17 protein-coding genes, 1 tRNA gene and 1 riboswitch are annotated in these 19272 nt (G+C 69.4%); of the genes, 8 read left to right on the forward strand and 10 right to left on the reverse strand.

Going from position 1 to position 19272, the window contains the following annotated elements:
- Positions 1-35: 35 nt before the first annotated feature.
- Both AC07NC_RS09085 and proB read right to left on the reverse strand, forming a co-directional pair.
- Positions 36-1298, reverse strand: coding sequence for a glutamate-5-semialdehyde dehydrogenase (locus AC07NC_RS09085; RefSeq protein ID WP_494569330.1), 1263 nt, complete (start codon positions 1296-1298; stop codon positions 36-38).
- Positions 1295-2464: a glutamate 5-kinase gene (gene proB / locus AC07NC_RS09090; protein ID WP_494569331.1), complete on the reverse strand. Its 1170-nt coding sequence runs from the start codon at positions 2462-2464 to the stop codon at positions 1295-1297. The genes AC07NC_RS09085 and proB overlap by 4 nt, the downstream gene beginning before the upstream one ends.
- A gap of 67 nt (positions 2465-2531) precedes the next feature.
- Between proB and AC07NC_RS09095 the strand changes: the two genes are divergently transcribed.
- From AC07NC_RS09095 to AC07NC_RS09110, 4 genes are all read left to right on the forward strand, one after another.
- The gene (locus AC07NC_RS09095) at positions 2532-3311 is read left to right on the forward strand and encodes a ZIP family metal transporter (protein WP_035310226.1); all 780 of its coding nucleotides are present in this window, start codon (positions 2532-2534) and stop codon (positions 3309-3311) included.
- 249 nt (positions 3312-3560) lie between these two features.
- Positions 3561-5780: a glycoside hydrolase family 3 N-terminal domain-containing protein gene (locus tag AC07NC_RS09100; RefSeq protein WP_494569332.1), complete on the forward strand. Its 2220-nt coding sequence runs from the start codon at positions 3561-3563 to the stop codon at positions 5778-5780.
- Positions 5781-5880: 100 nt separating this feature from the next.
- On the forward strand, positions 5881-7041 hold the full coding sequence (carA, locus tag AC07NC_RS09105; RefSeq protein WP_494569333.1) for a glutamine-hydrolyzing carbamoyl-phosphate synthase small subunit: 1161 nt from the start codon (positions 5881-5883) through the stop codon (positions 7039-7041).
- Positions 7042-7059: 18 nt separating this feature from the next.
- Positions 7060-8004, forward strand: coding sequence for a hypothetical protein (locus AC07NC_RS09110; protein ID WP_494569334.1), 945 nt, complete (start codon positions 7060-7062; stop codon positions 8002-8004).
- Positions 8005-8180: 176 nt separating this feature from the next.
- On the opposite strand, the gene AC07NC_RS09115 is transcribed toward AC07NC_RS09110, so the two are convergent.
- From AC07NC_RS09115 to metX, 6 genes are all read right to left on the reverse strand, one after another.
- Positions 8181-8447: a hypothetical protein gene (locus tag AC07NC_RS09115; protein ID WP_008262121.1), complete on the reverse strand. Its 267-nt coding sequence runs from the start codon at positions 8445-8447 to the stop codon at positions 8181-8183.
- Between the two features lie 188 nt (positions 8448-8635).
- Positions 8636-9070: a growth inhibitor PemK gene (locus AC07NC_RS09120; protein WP_494569335.1), complete on the reverse strand. Its 435-nt coding sequence runs from the start codon at positions 9068-9070 to the stop codon at positions 8636-8638.
- A 7-nt stretch (positions 9071-9077) separates the two neighbouring features.
- Positions 9078-9335 (reverse strand): type II toxin-antitoxin system Phd/YefM family antitoxin, encoded by a 258-nt coding sequence (locus tag AC07NC_RS09125; protein WP_008262511.1) that lies wholly within the window; start codon positions 9333-9335, stop codon positions 9078-9080.
- Between the two features lie 155 nt (positions 9336-9490).
- Positions 9491-9565: transfer RNA gene (locus tag AC07NC_RS09130), tRNA-Glu, on the reverse strand.
- A gap of 52 nt (positions 9566-9617) precedes the next feature.
- Positions 9618-10802: a cystathionine gamma-synthase gene (metB, locus tag AC07NC_RS09135; protein ID WP_494569336.1), complete on the reverse strand. Its 1185-nt coding sequence runs from the start codon at positions 10800-10802 to the stop codon at positions 9618-9620.
- Positions 10799-11839: a homoserine O-succinyltransferase MetX gene (metX, locus tag AC07NC_RS09140; protein ID WP_494569337.1), complete on the reverse strand. Its 1041-nt coding sequence runs from the start codon at positions 11837-11839 to the stop codon at positions 10799-10801. The genes metB and metX overlap by 4 nt, the downstream gene beginning before the upstream one ends.
- A 79-nt stretch (positions 11840-11918) precedes the next feature.
- Positions 11919-12035, reverse strand: a riboswitch (SAM riboswitch).
- A 414-nt stretch (positions 12036-12449) separates the two neighbouring features.
- Here metX and AC07NC_RS09145 point away from each other — a divergent pair.
- Positions 12450-14195 (forward strand): amino acid kinase family protein, encoded by a 1746-nt coding sequence (locus tag AC07NC_RS09145; RefSeq protein WP_494569338.1) that lies wholly within the window; start codon positions 12450-12452, stop codon positions 14193-14195.
- 3 nt (positions 14196-14198) lie between these two features.
- Positions 14199-15155 (forward strand): homoserine kinase, encoded by a 957-nt coding sequence (thrB, locus tag AC07NC_RS09150; RefSeq protein ID WP_494569339.1) that lies wholly within the window; start codon positions 14199-14201, stop codon positions 15153-15155.
- Positions 15156-15586: 431 nt separating this feature from the next.
- Here thrB and AC07NC_RS09155 read toward each other — a convergent pair whose 3' ends face one another.
- Positions 15587-15988 carry a hypothetical protein gene (locus AC07NC_RS09155; RefSeq protein WP_494569340.1) on the reverse strand — a complete coding sequence of 134 codons (402 nt, stop codon included), beginning with the start codon at positions 15986-15988 and terminating at the stop codon, positions 15587-15589.
- A 261-nt stretch (positions 15989-16249) separates the two neighbouring features.
- Here AC07NC_RS09155 and AC07NC_RS09160 point away from each other — a divergent pair, with 261 nt between their 5' ends.
- Positions 16250-16558, forward strand: a complete 309-nt coding sequence (locus AC07NC_RS09160) for a CsbD family protein (RefSeq protein WP_492087915.1) — start codon at positions 16250-16252, stop codon at positions 16556-16558.
- A gap of 180 nt (positions 16559-16738) precedes the next feature.
- Here AC07NC_RS09160 and thrC read toward each other — a convergent pair whose 3' ends face one another.
- A complete protein-coding gene (gene thrC, locus AC07NC_RS09165; protein WP_494569341.1) occupies positions 16739-18121 on the reverse strand; it encodes a threonine synthase in 1383 nt (460 codons plus the stop codon).
- Positions 18122-18309: 188 nt separating this feature from the next.
- Between thrC and AC07NC_RS09170 the strand changes: the two genes are divergently transcribed.
- On the forward strand, positions 18310-19257 hold the full coding sequence (locus AC07NC_RS09170) for an aspartyl protease family protein (protein ID WP_494569342.1): 948 nt from the start codon (positions 18310-18312) through the stop codon (positions 19255-19257).
- The last annotated feature ends 15 nt before the right edge of the window (positions 19258-19272 follow it).

Consider the following 19272-nt stretch of genomic DNA (forward strand, 5'->3'; position numbering starts at 1 on the left):
GCTCAGCCACCCTCCCCGGACGGGGAGGGAGAAGGTCAGGGTCTGATCTGGCCCTGGCCGCGCACGACGTATTTGTAGGTGGTCAGCTGTTCGGCCCCCACCGGGCCGCGGGCGTGCAGGCGGGCGGTGGAGATGCCGATCTCGCCGCCGAAGCCGAACTCGCCCCCGTCGGCGAACTGGGTCGAGGCGTTGATCAGGACGATGGCGCTGTCCACCCGCGCCGCGAACCGTTCGGCGGCGTCGGCGTCCGTCGTGAGGATCGCCTCGGTGTGGCCCGAGCCGTAGCGGGCGATATGGTCGGTGGCGGCGTCCAGATCATCGACGATCCGCACCGCCAGGATGGGCGCCAGATATTCGGTGGTCCAGTCGGCCTCCGTCGCCGGGGTCATGGCGGGGACCAGGGCGCAAGCCTCGGCGTCGCCGCGCAGTTCGCATCCGGCGGCGATCAGGTCGGCGGCGACGGGGGGCAGCAGGCGCGCCGCCCCCACCCGATCCACCAGCAGGGTCTCGGTCGCGCCGCAGACCGACACCCGCCGCATCTTGGCGTTCACCACTACGCCCCGCGCCACCGCCAGATCGGCGGCTTCGTGCAGATAGGTGTGGTTCAGCCCCTCCAGATGGCTGAGCACCGCCACCCTGGCCTCGGCCTGGACGCGGGCGACGAGGCTCTTGCCGCCGCGCGGGATGATGACATCGATAGCGCCGTCCAGTCCGGTCAGCATCAGGCCCACCGCCGCGCGGTCAGGCGTGTCCACCAGCTGCACAGCATCGGCCGGCAAGCCGGCCTCGTCCAGCGCCTGGGCGATCAGGCCCGCGATGGCCAGCGACGACTGCAGACAGTCCGAGCCGCAGCGCAGGATGACCGCATTGCCCGAACGGATGCACAGGGCGGCGGCGTCGGCGGTGACATTGGGTCGGCTCTCATAGATGACGCCCAGCACGCCGATAGGGGTGCGGACCCGGGCGATGTCCAGGCCGTTGGCAGGGGTCCAGCGTTCGGTCTCCACGCCCAGGGGATCGGCCACGGCGGCGATGGTGGCCACGGCCTGGGCCATGCCGGCGACGCGGGCGGACGTCAGGGCCAGCCGGTCGATCAGGGCCTCGCTCATGCCATTGGCGCGGGCGGCGTCCACGTCGCGGGCGTTGGCGGCCAGGATCTGGGCCTCGGCCGCCGTCAGCTTTTGCGCCAGCGCCTCCAGCGCGCGTGTGCGGGCGCCGGCCGGCGCTTCACGCAGAGCGACAGCGGCGGCGCGGGCGCGGCGGCCCAGGTCCAGCATTCGGGTCTCAAGATCGGTCATCGGTCGTCCAGAACCATGTCGTCGCGGTGGATCAGAACCGAGGCGCCCCGATAGCCGAGGATGGCCTCGATCTCGTCCGAGCGGCGGCCCCGGATGCGGGCGGCCTCGTCGGCGGCGTAGGCGGCCAGGCCCACGCCCACGGCCCGGCCCTCGGGGTCGGTCAGACGCACGCAGTCGCCCTTTTCGAAATCGCCGCTGACGGCCGTGACCCCGGCGGGCAGCAGGCTCTTGCCCGCCTTCAGCGCGGTCACGGCGCCCCCGTCCAGCGTCAGGGATCCGGCCGGCGACAGACTGCCGGCGATCCACTGTTTGTAGGCGGCCATGGGGCCGTCGGGCGCGGCGATCAGGGTGGCGCGGGCGCCCGCCCGGACGGCGCTGAGCGGCGACAGCGCCTGGCCCGAGGCGATGATGGTGGCGCACCCGGCCGAGCGGGCGATCTGGGCCGCCGCCAGCTTGGTCGCCATGCCGCCGGTTCCGACCCCGGCCTGGGCGTTGGCGCCCTCGCCCATGGCCAGGATGTCGGGGCTCAGGGTCTCGATCAGGGGCAGGTGGGCGGCGGCCGGATCACGGCGCGGATCGGCGGTGTAGAGGCCGTCCACGTCCGACAGCAGGATCAGCAGATCCGCCCGCGCCAGCTGGGCCGTCCGCGCCGCCAGCCGGTCGTTGTCGCCATAGCGGATCTCTTCGGTGGCGACGGTGTCGTTCTCGTTGACGACGGGGATGACCCCGTGCCCCAGCAGGGCCTCGACCGTGGCGCGGGCGTTCAGCCAGCGGCGGCGCCGTTCGGTGTCGTCGCGCGTCAGCAGCACCTGGCCGACCACCAGGTCGTGGGGCGCCAGGGCCTCGGACCAGGCGGCCATCAGCAGCGACTGCCCGACCGAGGCCGCCGCCTGCTTGTCCTCCAGCCGCGCCCCCAGTTTCGGCAGACGCCCCCGCCCCAGGGCGATGGAGCCGGACGAGACCACGATGACCTCGCGCCCCTCGGCCTTCAGCGCGGCCAGATCCGACGCCACGGCCGCCAGCCAGTCGCGCGTCGGCCGCCGCGTTTCGGCGTCGATCAGCAGCGAGGATCCGATCTTGACCACGATGCGCCGCGCCGCCCTCAGGGCCGACGCGGCGCTGGTGGCGGAGTCTGGGCGCGGGGGGAGGGCGGCGGCCTGGGACATGAAGGTTTCTCTAACGCGACTGTTCGGGCTTGTCTCTTGCCGTATCCACCGCCACAGCAGGCGGATGATGGAATCCCTTTCCCCGATCGCGGCCGGCGCCCTGGGCAGTCTGGCGGCGGGCATGATGACGGCGGTCGGCGCGGCGCCCATGCTGTTCGTCAAACGGCCGGGACAACAGACCCAGAGCGTCCTGCTGGGCTTCGCCGCCGGGGTGATGCTGGCGGCCTCCTTCTTCTCGCTGATCATTCCGGGCGTCGACGTGCTTCAGGCCGGGGGCGCGTCTCAGGGCTGGGCGGCGGGGACCATGGCGGCGGCGGTGCTGATCGGGGCCACGGTGATCGGCCTGATGAACCGGTTCGCGCCCGTGGACATGCTGGCCATCGGTCCGGCCCAGTCCAAGCATCTCGCCCGTCGCATCTGGCTGTTCATCATCGCCATCACCCTGCACAACTTCCCCGAAGGCGCGGCCGTCGGCGTCAGTTTCGGCGGCGGCGACATGCACCAGGGCCTGGCCACCGCCCTGGGCATCGGCATCCAGAACATGCCCGAAGGCCTGGCCGTCTCGGCCGCCATGGCCTCGCTGGGCTATGGTCGCGGCGCCGCCTTCCTGGCCGCGCTGGCTTCGGGTCTGGTCGAGCCTGTCGGCGGTCTGATCGGGGCCGGAGTCGTGGGAGCGTCGCCCGGCGCCCTGCCGTGGGGCCTGGGTCTGGCGGCGGGCGCCATGATCTATGTCGTCACCGCCGAGATCATTCCCCAGACCCGCGAACAGTCCAAGGGGGACGGCTCGATGATCGGTCTGATGATCGGCCTGGTGGGCATGATGTTCCTGGACATCGCCCTGGGTTGACGGGCGCGCGGTGGTCGCCGACGTGTCAGTTACATCATTTACATCCGGCGCGGGTCTGGACGGGGGCATGCGCCAGAGGTTAGGCCACATGCCTCCCCGGCCTGATCGCACGATCTCGCCGCCGATCTTCCGCCCGACCTTCCGAAGGAGCGCCCCATGAAGACGCGACCTGTAAAACCTTCGGCTTCCCGTCGAAACTTCTTGTCTGGCCTCGGGCTTCTCGCCCTGATGGGCGCCGGAGTCTTCCCCATGCCTGCTACCGCCGAAACCGCCCGCGCCGTTCAGCGTCACCGCCAGCGGATCGAAGATCTGATCGCGGCCATGACCGTGGAGGAGAAGGCGGGCCAGTTGAACCTGCTCGCCGACCCGTTCCGCTGGATGCCCACGGCGGTCAATCCGCTGGACGGCACGGGGGACCCCGCGCGCGTCACCGCCCTGATCCGCGAAGGCAAGGTCGGCAGCCTGTTCAACGGCATCGGCGCCGAGACCGGCCGCCGCATCCAGCAGGTGGCGATGGAGGAAAGCCGGCTGAAGATCCCGCTGCTGTTCGCGGCGGACGTGATCCACGGCCTGTCCACCATCTTCCCCGTGCCCCTGGCCGAGGCCGCGGCCTTCGACACCCATCTGGCCTATCGCACCGCCCGCGCCGCTGCGGTCGAGACGGCCGCCTCGGCCGTGCACCAGACCTACGCCCCCATGGTGGACGTGGCCCGCGACCAGCGCTGGGGCCGCAATGTCGAGGGCGCCGGCGAGGACGTGCTGCTGAACAATCTGCTGGCCGCCGCCCGGGTGCGCGGCTTCCAGGGCGAAAAGGGTCTGGACGACCGCGACGCCGTCCTGGCCACCGCCAAACACATGGCCGCCTATTCGGGCGCCATCGGCGGGGTCGAGTACAACACCACCGACATGAGCGAACAGACGCTGCGCGGGGTCTATCTGCCGCCGTTCAAGGCGGCGGTGGACGCCGGCGCCCTGTCGATCATGAGCGCCTTCAACGACGTCAATGGCGTGCCCGCCTCGGGCAGCCGCAAACTGCTGACCGACATCCTGCGCGGCGAATGGGGCTTCGAGGGCTTCGTCGTCTCCGACTACACCTCCGAACAGGAACTGGTCGCCCACGGCTTCGCCGAGGACGGCCGCGACGCCGCTCGCCTCGCCTTCAACGCCGGGGTGGACGTGTCCATGGTCTCGGGCCTGTATCTGGAACACCTGCCCAGCCTGGTGGCGAGCGGCGAGGTGTCGATGGCCCGGTTGGACGAGGCGGTGCGCCGCCTGTTGACCACCAAGGCGGCCCTGGGCCTGTTCGACGACCCCTATCGCGGCACGGACCCGGTGCGTGAAAAGGCCGTCGTCGGTTCGCGCGAACACATCGCCCTGTCGCGCGAGGCGGGCCGCAAGTCGGTGGTCCTGCTGAAGAACGACAATCAGCTTTTGCCGCTGAACAAGAGCCAGAAGATCGCCCTGGTCGGCCCGTTCGCCGACGATGTGGACAATGTCTGGGGACCGTGGACCATCTGGGGCGCGCCCGAGCGCCGCGTCTCGCTGGAAGCCGGCTTCCGCGCCGCGATGACCGATCCGCAAGCCCTGACCGTCGCGCGCGGCTCGGGCGTCGAGACCCCGCTGGACGGCGGCATCGAAGAGGCCATTCGCGCCGCCGCAAACGCCGACGTCATCGTCCTGGCCATCGGCGAAAGCCAGAAGATGTCGGGCGAGGCCCAGTCGCGCACCGAGATCGTCGTCCCGGCCCCGCAACAGGCCCTGGTCGACGCCATGGCCGCCACGGGCAAGCCCATGGTCATCCTGCTGCGCAACGGCCGGGCCCTGGCGCTGGAAGGCAATGTCAAGAACGCCCAGGCCATCGTCGTCACCTGGTTCCTGGGCGAGCAGATGGGCAACGCCGTCGCCGACGTCATCTTCGGCGACCACGGACCCTCGGCGCGTCTGCCGGTCAGCTTCCCGCACAAGTCGGGCCAGCAGCCCTATTCCTACGACCACAAGAACACCGGCCGTCCGGCCAATCCGGACCTGCCGATCGAGGAATACAAGGCCCGCTATCGCGAGACGACCAATACGGCCCTGTATCCGTTCGGCTACGGCCTGACCTATGGCGAGGTCGCCTATGGTCCGGTCGAGATGGAGAGCGACCAACTGGCCTGGGCCGGCACGCTGGACGTGGCCGTGACCGTCACCAACCAGGGCGCCCATGTCGCCGAGGAACTGGTCCAGCTCTATATCCACGACCGGGTCGCCAGCCTGACCCAGCCGGGGCGGCTGCTGAAGGACTTCAAGCGGGTGACGCTGCGGCCGGGCCAGAGCGAGACGGTGCGCTTCACCCTGAACGCCCGCCAGCTGGGCTTCATCGGCGAGGACAATACGTATCGGATTGAGCCGGGCCTGTTCGATCTCTGGCTGGCGCCCCATGCCCAGGGCGGTTCGGCGGCCCAGTTCCGTCTGGTCGGCCCGGCGTAGAATGCGGATGGTCGTTGACCCGGCGCACGGCAGGGCTTAACGACCCCGCCGTTTGTCTTCCGCCTCCATATGGGCGGGATTCGTGTGTAGGAGCGCGCCCATGACGACCAAGATTCTTCCGGGCGCAACTGGCGTCCTCGCGCTCGCCGACGGCACGGTCCTGCAGGGGATCGGCGTGGGCGCTGTCGGATCGGCCCTGGGCGAGGTGGTCTTCAACACCGCCATGACCGGCTATCAGGAAATCCTGACCGACCCGTCCTACATGAGCCAGATCCTGGCCTTCACCTTCCCGCACGTCGGCAACACCGGCACCAATGTCGAAGACATCGAGCAGATGGGCGGCGGTTCGGACACTTCGGCGCGAGGCGCCATCTTCCGTGACGTGCCGACCGATCCGGCCAATTATCGGTCAGACGCCAGTTTCGACGACTGGATGAAGCGGCGCGGCGTTGTCGGTCTGGCCGGCGTGGACACCCGCGCCCTGACCAAGATTATCCGCGACAAGGGCGCGCCCCACGCGGTCATCGCCCATAATCCGGACGGCCAGTTCGACCTGGACGCCCTGATCGCCCAGGCCCGCGCCTGGACCGGCCTGGTCGGCCTGGATCTGGCCAAGCCCGCCTCGACGCTGCAAGCGTTTGAATGGGACGAAGGCCTGTGGGAATGGCCGGAAGGCCACCCGAAGACGCAAGGTCGCAAGGACGTGGTCGTCATCGACTATGGGGTGAAGCGCAACATCCTACGCGCCCTGGCCTCGACCGGCGCCCGGATCACCGTGGTCCCGGCGACGACGACGGCGGAAGAGGTTCTGGCCCGCAATCCCGACGGCGTCGTCCTGTCGAACGGTCCGGGTGATCCGGCCGCGACCGGCGAATACGCCGTGCCTGAAATCCAGAAACTGGTCGCCAGCGGCAAGCCCCTGATGGGCATCTGCCTGGGCCACCAGATGCTGGCCCTGGCCCTGGGCGCCAGGACGGTGAAGATGGAACAGGGCCACCATGGCGCCAACCATCCGGTCAAGGATCTGACCACCGGCAAGGTCGAGATCGTGTCGATGAACCACGGCTTCACCGTGGATCGCGACAGCCTGCCCGACGCCGTGACCGAAACCCACGTCAGCCTGTTCGACGGCACCAACTGCGGCATCGCGGTCAAGGACAAGCCGATCTTCAGCGTCCAGCACCACCCCGAGGCTTCGCCCGGACCGGCCGACAGCCTGTATCTGTTTGACCGGTTCGCCGACCTGATGGGTCCGCGCTGACGCCATGAAGCTGATGTCATGAGACGGGGGGCGGTCCGGTCGCACTATCTGGACTGGCTGGCCCAGGCGCTGGAGGTCGGACGCCGGACCGAACCCCTGCCTGACGGGGATGCGGTGGTCGGCTACGCCACCGGCTATGACGCCGCCGACATCGCCCCCTTCGTCCTGTCCCTGCGGGCGGTGTTCGACGGCCCGGTCGCCCTGGTGGTCGACGCCGACCCCGACCTGCGCGCCTTCCTGGCCCAGAATGACGTGACCGCCGTCGATGCGCCGGTGTGGCGGGGCTGGGCGCCCCATCCGGTGATGCAGAGGTTCGTCGCCTTCGCCGGCCTGCTGGGCGAGCGGCCCGGCGCGGGCCTGGCCTGCGACGTGCGCGACGTCATCTTCCAGGCCGCGCCCTTTCCGCCCGCGCCGCTGGGTCTGGAAGCCTTCATCGAGGCCGAGACGCCCCTGGCCGACCACGGCTTCAACATGAAATATCTGCGCGCCCTGTTCGGCGAGGCACAGGCCGGGCAACTGGGCGACAAACCCTGTCTGTGCGTCGGGACGGTGCTGGGGCCGCGGGCCGAGGTCGCGCGTCTGTCGCGCCTGGTCCTGTCATTGGCCGCCACGCCCCGCTCCGAGATCGGCGGGGCCTTCGGCGCCGACCAGGCGGCCTTCAACATGGCGATCCATCAGGGCCTGACCGCCACGACCCTCCGGCCCAACTACGGCCGCGTGGCCACCCTGGGCCTGACGCCCGGCGAGGCTCTGAGCTTCCGCGACGGACAGGTGGTCAATCCGGACGGGACGATCAGCCCCATCGTCCACCAGCATGACCGCCACCCCCATCTGGACACGGCCGTCCACGACCGCTGGGGCGGCGGGCTGGAACATCGAAAACGGGTCCGCCCCAAGTCGGCCGGCCAGAAGCTGGCCAAGCTGACGGCCTCGCTGCGGCGGCGGACGCCGGAACTGCGTTAAAAGCGGCGCTGCTCCCTCAACCCGTCACCCTCGGGCTAGTCCCGAGGGGCCACGGTTCTGCAGACTCCGCACCCAATCGGGGCGCTGACTGTGAATCCCGGCTCAGGTCAGCACGTGCATTTGACGTGGGCCCTCGGGACAAGCCCGAGGGTGACGAGCGAGGAGGGCGGAAAAATCTAGGGAAGAGGCGCGAAACTCTTGTCCTCGCGCAGGGCGCTGGCCTTCTGCACCGCCATGGGGGCGGCGTGCAGCCAGTAGTCGGCGTCGTCGAGCCTTTGCTCGCGGCGGCGTTCCTGGCCGCGCATCCGTCTCAGGGCGGCGTTTTCCAGAAGGCGCGCGTGCAGGGCGCGGGGTGTCGGTTCGGGGATGGCGGAAGAGCCGGGGACAGCGACGAGATCGGGGCCTTGGGGCTCCACCGCCGGGCGGGCGATGGCGATGAACATGAACCACTCTTGGGATGGGGAGAGGGGGTGCTTCTGCACCAAGCGACCGTGGATGAACCGCAGTCGCTGTGGATAGTTCCCGAGCGTGTCCGAAAAAAGGTCCGCGAATCGAAAGGCTTGCTGCCTCAATCCGGCCAAATGGGTTGTGGATTGATTAACCGTGGTCGGAGGAATGCCGGGTCGGGCTGTCACGCCTTGCGATCCGCCGCCTTGAGTTTCCGCTGCCGGACAAGGTCCAGCATCGTCGTGCGAAGCCTGTCGTACAGGCCCTTGGGTATGAGGCCGTAAGCCCACTGTACGCCCGGCTTTACGGGAACAATGCCGGGATCGTCCCATGAGACGCTGTTGGCCTCGCTGGCGATGATATAGCTGCGCGCGTCATCCAGGCCGAGGTGCTGCCCAACCCGGTGCGGGATCTCGATGGCGACCGTGCCGGCCATCGGCGGGGAATGGGTGATCGGCGCGACCAGAATGTCCGTACCGCCCGTCGCCTTGCGAATGACGGCGATGACGATCACGCAGGGCCGGGTCTTGGCGCCGTCCGCATAGCCCTTCTCGCGCTCGTGCGACCACAGGAAGTCGTAGCGGATAACCAGGCCGACGGTCGGTTCCGGCTTCTTCACGCGCGGTCTATTTGATCAGGGTCTCGAGCTTCGGATCGGCCTCGCCGTAGTCCGCCGCCTCAAGGGCCGCGGCCCATTCGTCAGGAAGGTCTTGCGTCGCATAGGCCTGGCGCGTGTCGCGCGCCTTCAGCCGCTCGTATTCTTCGATATCGAGCAGCACCCGCGCGGGGCGGCGATGCTTGGTGATGAGCACCGGCTCTTTGCCGGACTGCTCGATATAGAGCCCCGCCCGCGTCTGGAATTCCGTCGCACTGACTTCTCGCACGAATTCCTCCTGGGGGCGGCTGAGATGTCCCGATATTAGCTATTTTACTGATAATGGCAAATCTTTACCGAGCAGCGCGGTCTGGCTTCGCCGTTTTGATATGTTGGTAGGCAAGGTGGCGGCGGCGCACTCGCCTGCAAACGCCTAAAATCCGGTGGCAGTCCCTAGGGGAGTCGAACCCCTCTTTTCAGGTTGAAAACCTGACGTCCTAACCGATAGACGAAGGGACCGCGGCCGGGGCGGCGCATTTGCCCCGGTTCGGCCCCCTCTGCAAGCAAAAAATCAGGCGGCCTCGGCCTTGGCCGGGATGACGGCGTCCAGGGCCGGGAACAGGTCGGCGATCAGGTCCTCGACATGTTCCAGCCCGACCGACAGCCGCACCAGGCCGTCGCTTATGCCGGCGGTCGCGCGCTGTTCGGGCGTCATGGCGGCGTGGGTCATGGTGGCGGGGTGGGCGATCAGGCTTTCGACCCCGCCCAGGGATTCGGCCAGGGTGAAGATCTCCAGCGTCTCGACCAGGTCGCGCACGGCCTCGGTCCCGCCTTCCAGCTCGAAGCTGAGCATGGCGCCCGGTCCCGCCTGTTGCGCGGCGACCAGGGCGTGGTTGGGGTGGGACGCCAGGCCGGGATAATGCACGACCTTGACCGCCGGGTGGGCGGCCAGCCGTTCGGCGATCTTGCCCGCCGTGGCCTGCTGCCGCTCGATCCGGGCGAACAGGGTCCGCACCCCGCGCAGGGTCAGATAGGCGTCGAACGGCGAGCCGGTCACGCCGGTGCAGTTGGCCCACCAAGCCAGGGTCTGATGATCCTCGGCGTCGGCCGAGATCACGGCGCCGCCGACCACGTCGGAATGGCCGTTGATGAACTTGGTCGTCGAGTGAACGACGAAGTCGGCGCCCAGCTTGATCGGGTTCTGCAGCGCCGGCGACAGGAAGGTGTTGTCGCACACCACCTTGGCCCCGGCCGCATGGGCGCGGGCGCAGATGTCGGCCACGTCCACCAGCCGCAGCAGGGGGTTGGACGGGGTCTCGACCAGGACCAGTTTGGGCTTCAGCGCCAGGGCGGCCTCGAAGGCGACAGGATCGCCCTGATCGACCAGCAGCAGGTCGAAATGGCCCTTCTTGGCGCGGGCGTTCAGCAGGCGGCAGGTGCCGCCGTAGCAGTCGTGCGGAGCGATCAGCAGGTCGCCGGGCTCCAGCAGGGCCAGGGGCAGATCGACCGCCGCCATGCCGGTGGCGGTGATGACGCAGCCGGCGCCGCTTTCCAGCTCGGCCAGGGTCTCGGCCAGGACGTCGCGGGTCGGATTGCCCGACCGGCTGTAGTCATATTTCCGCTTCTGCTCGAAACCGGCGAAGGAATAGTTGGACGACAGATAGAGCGGCGGCATGACTGCGCCGTGGGCCGTGTCCGTATCCACGCCCGTGCGGGCGGCGATGGTGTGCGGGTCGGCAGGGCGGCGGGCAGTCATGCTTTAATGTCCTTGAAAGCGGCGCGGAGGATGTCGCCGACGAAGGCGTCCTCCTTCAGAAAGGCGTCGTGGCCATACAGGGAGGGAGCTTCGACGAAGCGCCACAGGGTCGGCAGCCGCGCGGCCAGTTCGCGGATGTCGTCGATCGGCACCAGCCGGTCGGAAGTGAAACCGATCAGGGTGACGGGGGTGGTGATGGCCTCGGGCGTCACGCTGTGGCGGTCCAGGGAATCGGACATCGACAGCCAGCGCGCCGGGGTGGTGTGGGTGCGATAGGCCTGGCCCCGCGCCGTCAGATAGTCGCAGACGGGATAGGCGCCGCCGACCGCGTCGGGCGCGGTGGTGTCGAACCGGTCGTTGAACTCCTCGGCCGTACGATAGGTGGTCATGGCCAGTTCGCGGGCCAAGGCGACGCCTTCTTCGGGCCGACCGGCGGCGACGGCGAACTGAAGGATGCGGCGCTGGATGCCGCGCCAGGCGGTGGCCTGGGGGTGGGCGCGGTGGGCGGCCGAGACGACGATCAGCTGCTCGGCCCAGTCGGGGTACAGCTCGGCGAAGGCCAGGCCGACCATGCCGCCGTAAGAACAGCCGACGAAGGCGGCGACCCGCTCGATCTTCAGGTGGTTCAGCACCAGGGCCAGCAGGCGGGCCTGGTCGTGGGTGGTGATGGTGACGGGGGTGTCGGAGAACTCGGCGCCGGGCGCGAAATCGACGGCCAGGACCTGCAGGCGGGACAGGTCGATGGGGCCGCGCACCGACACGGCGCCCGACCACCAGCCCAGGCCGTTGGTCTCTGTGCGGTGGACGAAGCGGCCGGCCGAGATGCCGCCGGCGACGACGACGACCGGGGCGCCGGCGCGGCCGTGGATGCGGCCCACGATATTGGGCTGGTTCAGTTTTTCGCCCGAGGCCAGGCGGAAGTCGGCGGGAATGGAGACGATGACGTCGCGGGCGCCGCCGCGTTCACGAACGGGCGCAGCCGAGGGCGTGGGCCGACAGGCGGGCTCTTCAAGCAGGGATGTTTCAGCCAGGGTCATCAATCGTCTTCCGCATCGGTCTCGCCTCAGCAAGGCTCGATGCGGTGACAGATCGTGGAGCGTCGTCTCGCCGATGCTCCACTCATCTCTCGCGATCCCGAAGGATCCCGCAGGAGTTGGCACCGTTTCGAGCTGTGAGACCCGATGGTTGCCCCAGCGTCAAAGGGCCTAATCCCTCGGCTGGTCTTGATGAGTGACTTTACGTTGATCAAACCCACGGCGCCGGTCAAGCGAAAAATTCGACCCCGGCCGCGACGGACGTTGCGGATGCCGGGCTTGAATCGGACCAAAAACCGTCTGTCGTGAAAAAATCATCCAATGCGACTTGACAGTGTGGGGGCGCCCCGACCACCCTAGGCGCAGATTTCAACCGGACCAGCCCTGTGCAACAGCGCTTCCTCATCGCCGAACTTTCGACCGTCGCCGGCCTCGCCGCGACGGGCTTCGGCATGATTACCACCGGCGGAACCACCACCATCACCATGCCCTCACGGGCGGGACGAGTTTAGCGCGCCGAACCCCGGCAACCGCAGAACCCGAACCCCGCCCGGTCCGCCTGGCGGGGTTTTTCTATTCACCCCCCCCTTCCGAACATTCCCGAGAAACCCCAATGTCCGCCTCCCTCGCCGTCGTAGAGAAATCCGAGAACGCCGATCCCAGCAGTCGGCCCGCCGCAGCCGCCGCCGAAGTGGTGGTGCTGAAGTTCGGCTCGTCGATCCTGCGCAGCCCGGCGGAGGCGCCGCTGGTGGCCTCGGCCGTCTATGGCCATGTGCGGGCGGGGCGGAAGGTGGTGGCGGTGGTCTCGGCCTTCGGCGGGGCGACGGACCAGATGCTGGGCGAGGCGCGGGCCCTGGGCCTGGCCCATTCCAACGACCTGCTGCCCGGCTATGTGGCCCTGGGGGAGGAGAAGTCGGCGGCCCTGGTGGCCATCGCCTGCGACCGGATCGGCCTGGACGCCTGCGCCCTGTCGGTGCGGGAACTGGGCATCGTCGCCGAGGGCGAGCCGGAGCATTCGCGCCCCTGCGGCCTGCGGCCCGACCATCTGAAACAGGCGCTGGACCGGCACGAGGTGGTGGTGGTGCCGGGCTTCGGCGCGGTGCGGCCGGACGGGCGGATCGCCCTGTTGGGCCGGGGCGGTTCGGACCTGACGGCGGTCTTCCTGGCGGCGGAACTGGGCCTGAAGAAGGTGCGTCTGGTGAAGGATGTCGACGGCCTGTACGACCATGATCCGAACGACCGGACGGCCCCGGCCCTGCGCTATCGCCGGGCGTCCTGGGACGTGGCGCGCAAGCTGGGCGGCGCCCTGGTCCAGCACGACGCCATCGATCTGGGCGAGAGCCGGGGCGTGGAGATCGAGGTCGCGGCTCTGGATCGGGCCGACGGCACGGTCATCGGCAAGAAGTCGGCCCCGCCCGGACCGGCCCCGGCCCTGCCGCCGCTGAAGGTGGCGGTCGCCGGCTGCGGCGTGGTGGGCGGCGGGGTACTGGCCCGGCTGCTCAGCGACCCGCGCTATGACGTGGTCGGGGTGCTGGTGCGCGATCCGAAGAAGGTCCGCGACGTCGCCTGTCCCCAGTCCCTGTTCACCGCCGATCCGGCCGTCCTCTGGGCCAAGAAGCCGGACATCGTGCTGGAGGCCCTGTCGGAAGGCGAGGCGGGCCATGCGGTCATCCGCGCCGCGCTGGAGGCCGGCTGCGACGTGGCCAGCGCCAACAAACAGGCGGTCAGCCGCGATCCCGGCGGCCTGCAGGACCTGGCCAAGGCCCATGGCCGGCGGATCTTCTGGTCGGCCTCGGTCGGGGGCGGCGCGCCGATGATCGAGACGGTGCGGGCCGCCCGCGCCGCCGGCGAGGTGGTCGGGTTCGAGGCGGTGCTGAACGGCACGGTCAACTTCATGCTGGAGCGGCTGGGCGACGGCGCGGCCTTCGCCGAGGCCCTGGCTGACGCCCGGGCGGCGGGCTTCGCCGAGGAGGATCCGTCGGCGGATCTGGAGGGGCTGGACGCCGCCGCCAAGGTGCGGCTGCTGTGCCACGAGGCCTTCGGCCGCTCGCCCGACGGCGAGGTTCCGCGCGACCACCTGAGCGAGGCCACATCGGCCGACGGCGGGGTGCGCCAGATCGGCGCCGCCCATCTGAAGGACGGGGTCATCGCGCCATCGGTCAGGCTGACGGGCGAACACGGCGACCCGCTGTTCTCCAGCCTGCGCGGCGAGGGCAATGCGCTGAAGGTTTACGGCGCCGACGGTCGGGTGTGGCGTTGCCGGGGCCGGGGCGCCGGCCGCTGGTCCACGACCGAGAGCATCATGGCCGACCTGGCCGAGATCGTGCGCGCCCGCCGCGCCGACGCGGGCCTGAACTAGGCCATGGCCGTCTTCACCCCCGTTTCGCTGGACGAGGCCAGGCGGTTCCTGGCCGGCTACGACCTGGGCGAGGTGGTCGAACTGACCGCCATCGCCGAGGGGGTGGAGAACACCAATTACCGGCTGGAGACCCGGCAGGGGGCCGCCCGCCGGCGGTTCGTCCTGACCCTGTTCGAGGCGCGGACGGACGAGGCGTCGCTGCCGTTTTGCCTTGGGCTGACGGCCCATCTGGCGGGGCGGGGCTTTCCTTGTCCGACCCCGATCGAGGACCGGTCCGGCGGCTGGCTGGGGCGGCTGAACGGCCGGGCGGCGGCGGTGATCGAGTGGAAGACCGGCGCCTGGCTGAGGAACCCGTCAGAGGCCGATCAGGCGGCGGCGGGGGCGGTGCTCGCCCGGCTGCACCAGACGGCGGCCGGGTTCGCCGGGCGGCGGGAGAACCCTGTCGGGCCGGCCATGTGGCGGCGGCTGGCGGACCGGTGCGCGGCGGGCGCCTCGGGCGAGGACCGGCTGCTGCTGGACCAGGTCGAGGCGGCGCTGGCGCGGCAGGGTGATCCGTTTGCGGATGATCTTCCGGTCGGGCCGATCCATGCCGACTATTTCCCCGACAATATCCTGTTCGAAGAGGGGGCCGTGTCGGCGGTGATCGACTTCTATTTCGGCTGCACCGGCCCCCTGGTTTACGACCTGGCCATCGCCCTGTCGGCCTGGGGCTTCGACGCCGAGGGGCGGGCGATGCCCGAGGCCCTGGCCGCTTTCCAGCGCGGCTATGAGGCGGTGCGGCCGCTGAGCGAAGCCGAACGCGCGGCCCTGCCGCGACTGGGCGAGGCGGCGGCCCTGAGGTTCACCGTCACCCGCCTGCACGACCGCATCTTCCACGACCCGTCCAAACTGGTCACGCCCAAGGATCCGGCGGTCTTCCTGCGCCGCATGGACCACTGGCGTGCGCTGGAAAATGCATGATTAGACTCCGAAAAAATGGAGTCTATTTTCGTCTATTCTCGGGCGCGGCGGTGAAATTGCACTGTGCGGAAAACAGGGTGCAATGTGCAAAAGAGTGCAATTTCGCCGGGGCGGCTGGGGTTCAGTTTTCAAAGACCGGGCAGCCAGTATGGCACGGTTTTGAGGGGCGCTAGATAGAGGGGCGTTTGCGGGCCCAGGGGCTTGAAAAGGCGCGGGTTTGGTTACGAAATTAGGATGGCAAGCGGCCTTCATCCTGTTCCCGCTTAGGCTTTCAGTCTTTCTACTCCCCACCTGCGGGGAGGGGGACCCAGAAAGCGTGGAGGGGCTTTTCCCGCCCCACCGAATCCGGGTCAAGAGCCCCTCCGTCACGGCGCCGAAGAGGCGCCGCGCCACCTCCCCCCACGACGTGGGGAGGAGACCTTGGAAGAGGGTCACCCTTGTCCGGGATTGGGCAGGCAGGCGGGGTCGACGATGTCCTGGTCCTGGACGCGATAACCGCCCAGATCGTCACGGACGATCAACAGGGCTTTTTGAGTCCTGTAGCTCCCGCCATTCAGCGCCTGATCATAGAAGCAGGCGATGACGCCGTCGGGCGTCGATCGCAATATTTTCAGGCCGAGCCGCCATCTGTTGCCCGTCCGCTGCAAGCTGGCGACATCGTCTTCCACCGTAAGATTCGAGAAGGACCAGTCGGCGGGACGTCGCAGGCCTTCCGCTCGGGCTGGGCCGGTCGAGTTCCGGAAGGACGTCAGGTCCAAGCCTTGAAGAACCTCGGCCGCAGAAGGCGCGGCCTGAACAGAGATGAAGGCCGCTAGGGCGGCGGGGAACAACATGGCCAAGGTTCCTGATCGCCGCGAACAGGCGGCTTTGCATGTTGTCCGATCTGCCGGATTTGACAAGGTCGATGAACTTGGCGGTCCGGGCTCGCGTCGGGCTTTACGCCCCCCACTCGGGCTTCGCTTCGCTGCGCCCTCCCTCCCTCCCCATGAAGGGGAGGGAGAGGGGGCGGTAAATTTGTCGCTGGAACGGAAGCGGGTTCCGGGATTTTCATGGTCACGCGGCCATGAGGGCCGTGCTCCCCGAGGATGAGAGACATGACCGACGAACGGATCGAGGGCGCCGCGTATGAGGCGACCGGTAAGACGAAAAAGGGTTTCGGCAAGCTGGTCGGCGACCAGAAGCTACAGGTCGAAGGGGCGTTCGAGGACGCCAAGGGCCGGTCGCTGGACACCTTCGGCAAGGCGATGGACGCCGTGGATCGGCTGGTCGAGAAGGCCCCGGTCGATTATCGCGACAAGGCGCGGGCCGTGGCCGGCGAGGCGCGCAAGCGGCCGCTGGTGACGACCCTGTCGGTGGCGGGCGTGGGGTTGATGCTGGTCGGGATGCTGACGCGGCGTCGGTAGGTAATAAAACGCTCTCCCTCCCCCTGCGGGGGAGGGGGCGAAGCGACGCGGAGCCGGGTGGGGCGGGCAAGGCAAGGGCCCACAGATATCTGTTAGATTGGGTCGGTGCGTTGTCGCCCTGCCGCCCCACCCCGTCGCTGTGCGACGCCCCTCCCCCGCAGGGGGAGGGAGATTTATGGGTCAGCGCGCGCGGATCGCGGCCAGGGCTGCGTCCATCGTGCCGTCGATGATCGTCATCCGCTCCGCCTGGTCGCCTAGGGCGGCGATGACCGGCGCGGGTTCGGGTTCGAAGCCGAGGACGGCGGAGACGAAGGCGCCGAACTTGGACGGGTGGGCGGTGGACAGGGCGACGACCGGGCCGGTCGAGCGATCGACGCGGCGGGCGGCGGCCAGCGCAACAGCCGTATGCGGGCAGACGACGCGGCCCCAGGTCTCGTGGGCGTGGGCGATCTCGGCGCGGGTTTCCATCTCATCGACGGAGACGGCCGAGACGGCGGCGCGCAGGGCGGTCAGCAGATCCGGATCGAAGGCGACGGCGCCGTCGCGGGCGAAGGTTTCGAACACCGCGCGGGTGCGTTCGCCGTCACGGCCGGTCGCCTCATAGACCAGGCGTTCGAAGTTGGACGGGGCCTGGACGTCCATGGAGACGCTGCCGCTTTCGACCGCAGGACGGCGGGAATAGATCCCGTCGTTGATGGCGCGGGCCAGGGCGTCGTTCTGGTTCACCGCAGCTACAAAGCCGTTGCACGGCAGACCCATTTTTGTGGCGGCTATGCCGGCGAAGGCGTCGCCGAAATTGCCGGTCGGGACGACGAAGGTCGCCGGGCCGCCCAACTGAGCCGTGGCCGAGACATAATAGGGGATCTGGCCCGCCAGCCGCGCCCAGTTGATCGAATTGACCGAGGACAGACGGCCGCGTTCACGCAGGGATTCCTCGGCCAGCAGCCCCTTCACCAGACGCTGGCAGTCGTCGAAATCGCCACGCACGGCCAGGTTCAGCACATTGTCGGCCTGGACCGTCGTCATCTGCTTGCGCTGAACCGGCGAGACCCGGTCCAGCGGGTGCAGCACGACCAGATCGACCGACTGGGCGCCGGCGAAGGCGCGGACGGCGGCGGCGCCGGTGTCGCCCGAGGTGGCGGTCAGGATGGTCAGGCGCTCGCCCGAGGCGGCCAGGGCCTCGTCCGTCAGGGCGGCGACCAGTTGCATCGCCAGGTCCTTGAAGGCGGCGGTGGGGCCGTGGAACAGCTCGAGCACGAACAGGCCGGGCTCAAGCTCGACCAGAGGGGTGACGGCCGGGTGGGCGAAGCCGGCGGCCAGGCGGTCCAGGGCGCGGTCGAGCGCGCCGGCGGGCAGGGCGTCGCCGATGAAGGGGGCGACGGCGGCCAGGGCGATGGACTTGTAGTCGGCGGTCGCGTCCCAGGCCGAGGGCGACAGGGTGGGCCAGGCGGTCGGTATATAGAGGCCGCCGTCGGGGGCGATGCCGCGCAGCAGGGCGTCGGCGAAGTCGGTCTCGGGGGCCTGACCGCGGGTGGAGACGTAACGGGCGCTGGAGGTGCTCATGGTGGTGTGGTCGTACCCAGCCAGGGCGGCGTCGTCACCCGGTTTCTGGTCGTTCGGGGGAGGAAATTGTCGGGTGGGCGGCGAAGATGCGCCCGTGCGACAAATTCATGCCGCCTGGGCGCTCGGGCGCGCGCCTGCGACCATCGTCCCCGCTGGCGCCCGAGCGCCGGACGGTCCATGTCTGGGGGATGAGACGACGCGATCTTCTGATCCGGCTGGGCCTGGTCGCCGGCGCCGTGGGCGGGGCCTGGTGGCTGCGCGACCATGTGTTGTGGAAGGCGCCGGGCGTCGGGTTTCCGGCGGACGGCGCGTCGGGCTGGCTGGATTACGCCGCACGCCGCGCCGTCACCCCGACGGTCGCCGTGACGGTCAACGGAACCCCGGTGCGGGCCCTGGTCGATTCCGGGGCCCAGTATTCGGTGATCGACCGGTCGCTGGTGCAGACCCTGGGGCTGACCGATGTCTTCAATATTCCGATGGTGGCCTACGGCGTCGGGGGCGAGCCGCAGATGGGGCGGGGCGCGGCCCTGAACGTCGAGGTCGGGCGGCTGAGGCTGGACGGGTTGCGGGCGGCGATCCTGGACCTGGGGCCGCTGGCGGGCGATCAGGGGCTGGGCGCGCCGCTGATCCTGGGTCAGGACGTGCTGCGCGAACTGGTGCTGGAGCTGGACACCGGGCGACGGCGGATGCGGTTCCTGAAGCACGATGTCTGGACGCCGGCCCCGGATATGGCCGCCGTCGCCGTGACCCGGGCGGGCAAGGCCTTGCAGGCGGGGATCACGGTCGAGGGGGCGACGGTGGAGGCGGTGATCGACACCGGCGCCTCGGCCGTTCTGGCCGTGACGCGCGAGACGGCCCAGGCGGCGGGCCTGCTGGACGGGCGTGAACGGCGGCCGGGGCAGAGCCTGGTGCTGGGCGGAGTGGTGCGGGCCGAGGCGGTGACGGTCCGTACGCTGACGTTCGCCGACGAGCTGTACCGCAATGCGGAGGTGGCCATCTATGACGACGTGCCCGTGCCGGGCTTTCCCAAGGCCCTGATCGGCATGGGGGCGTTCGAGGATCGGCGGCTGGCGCTGGACCTGGGCGGGCCGCGGCTGTTCATGTCGCGGCCGCTGGAGATCACGGTGGGAGAGTAGACGGCCTCTCCCTCC

The organism is Brevundimonas sp. GW821-FHT10A07, assembly GCF_059415785.1.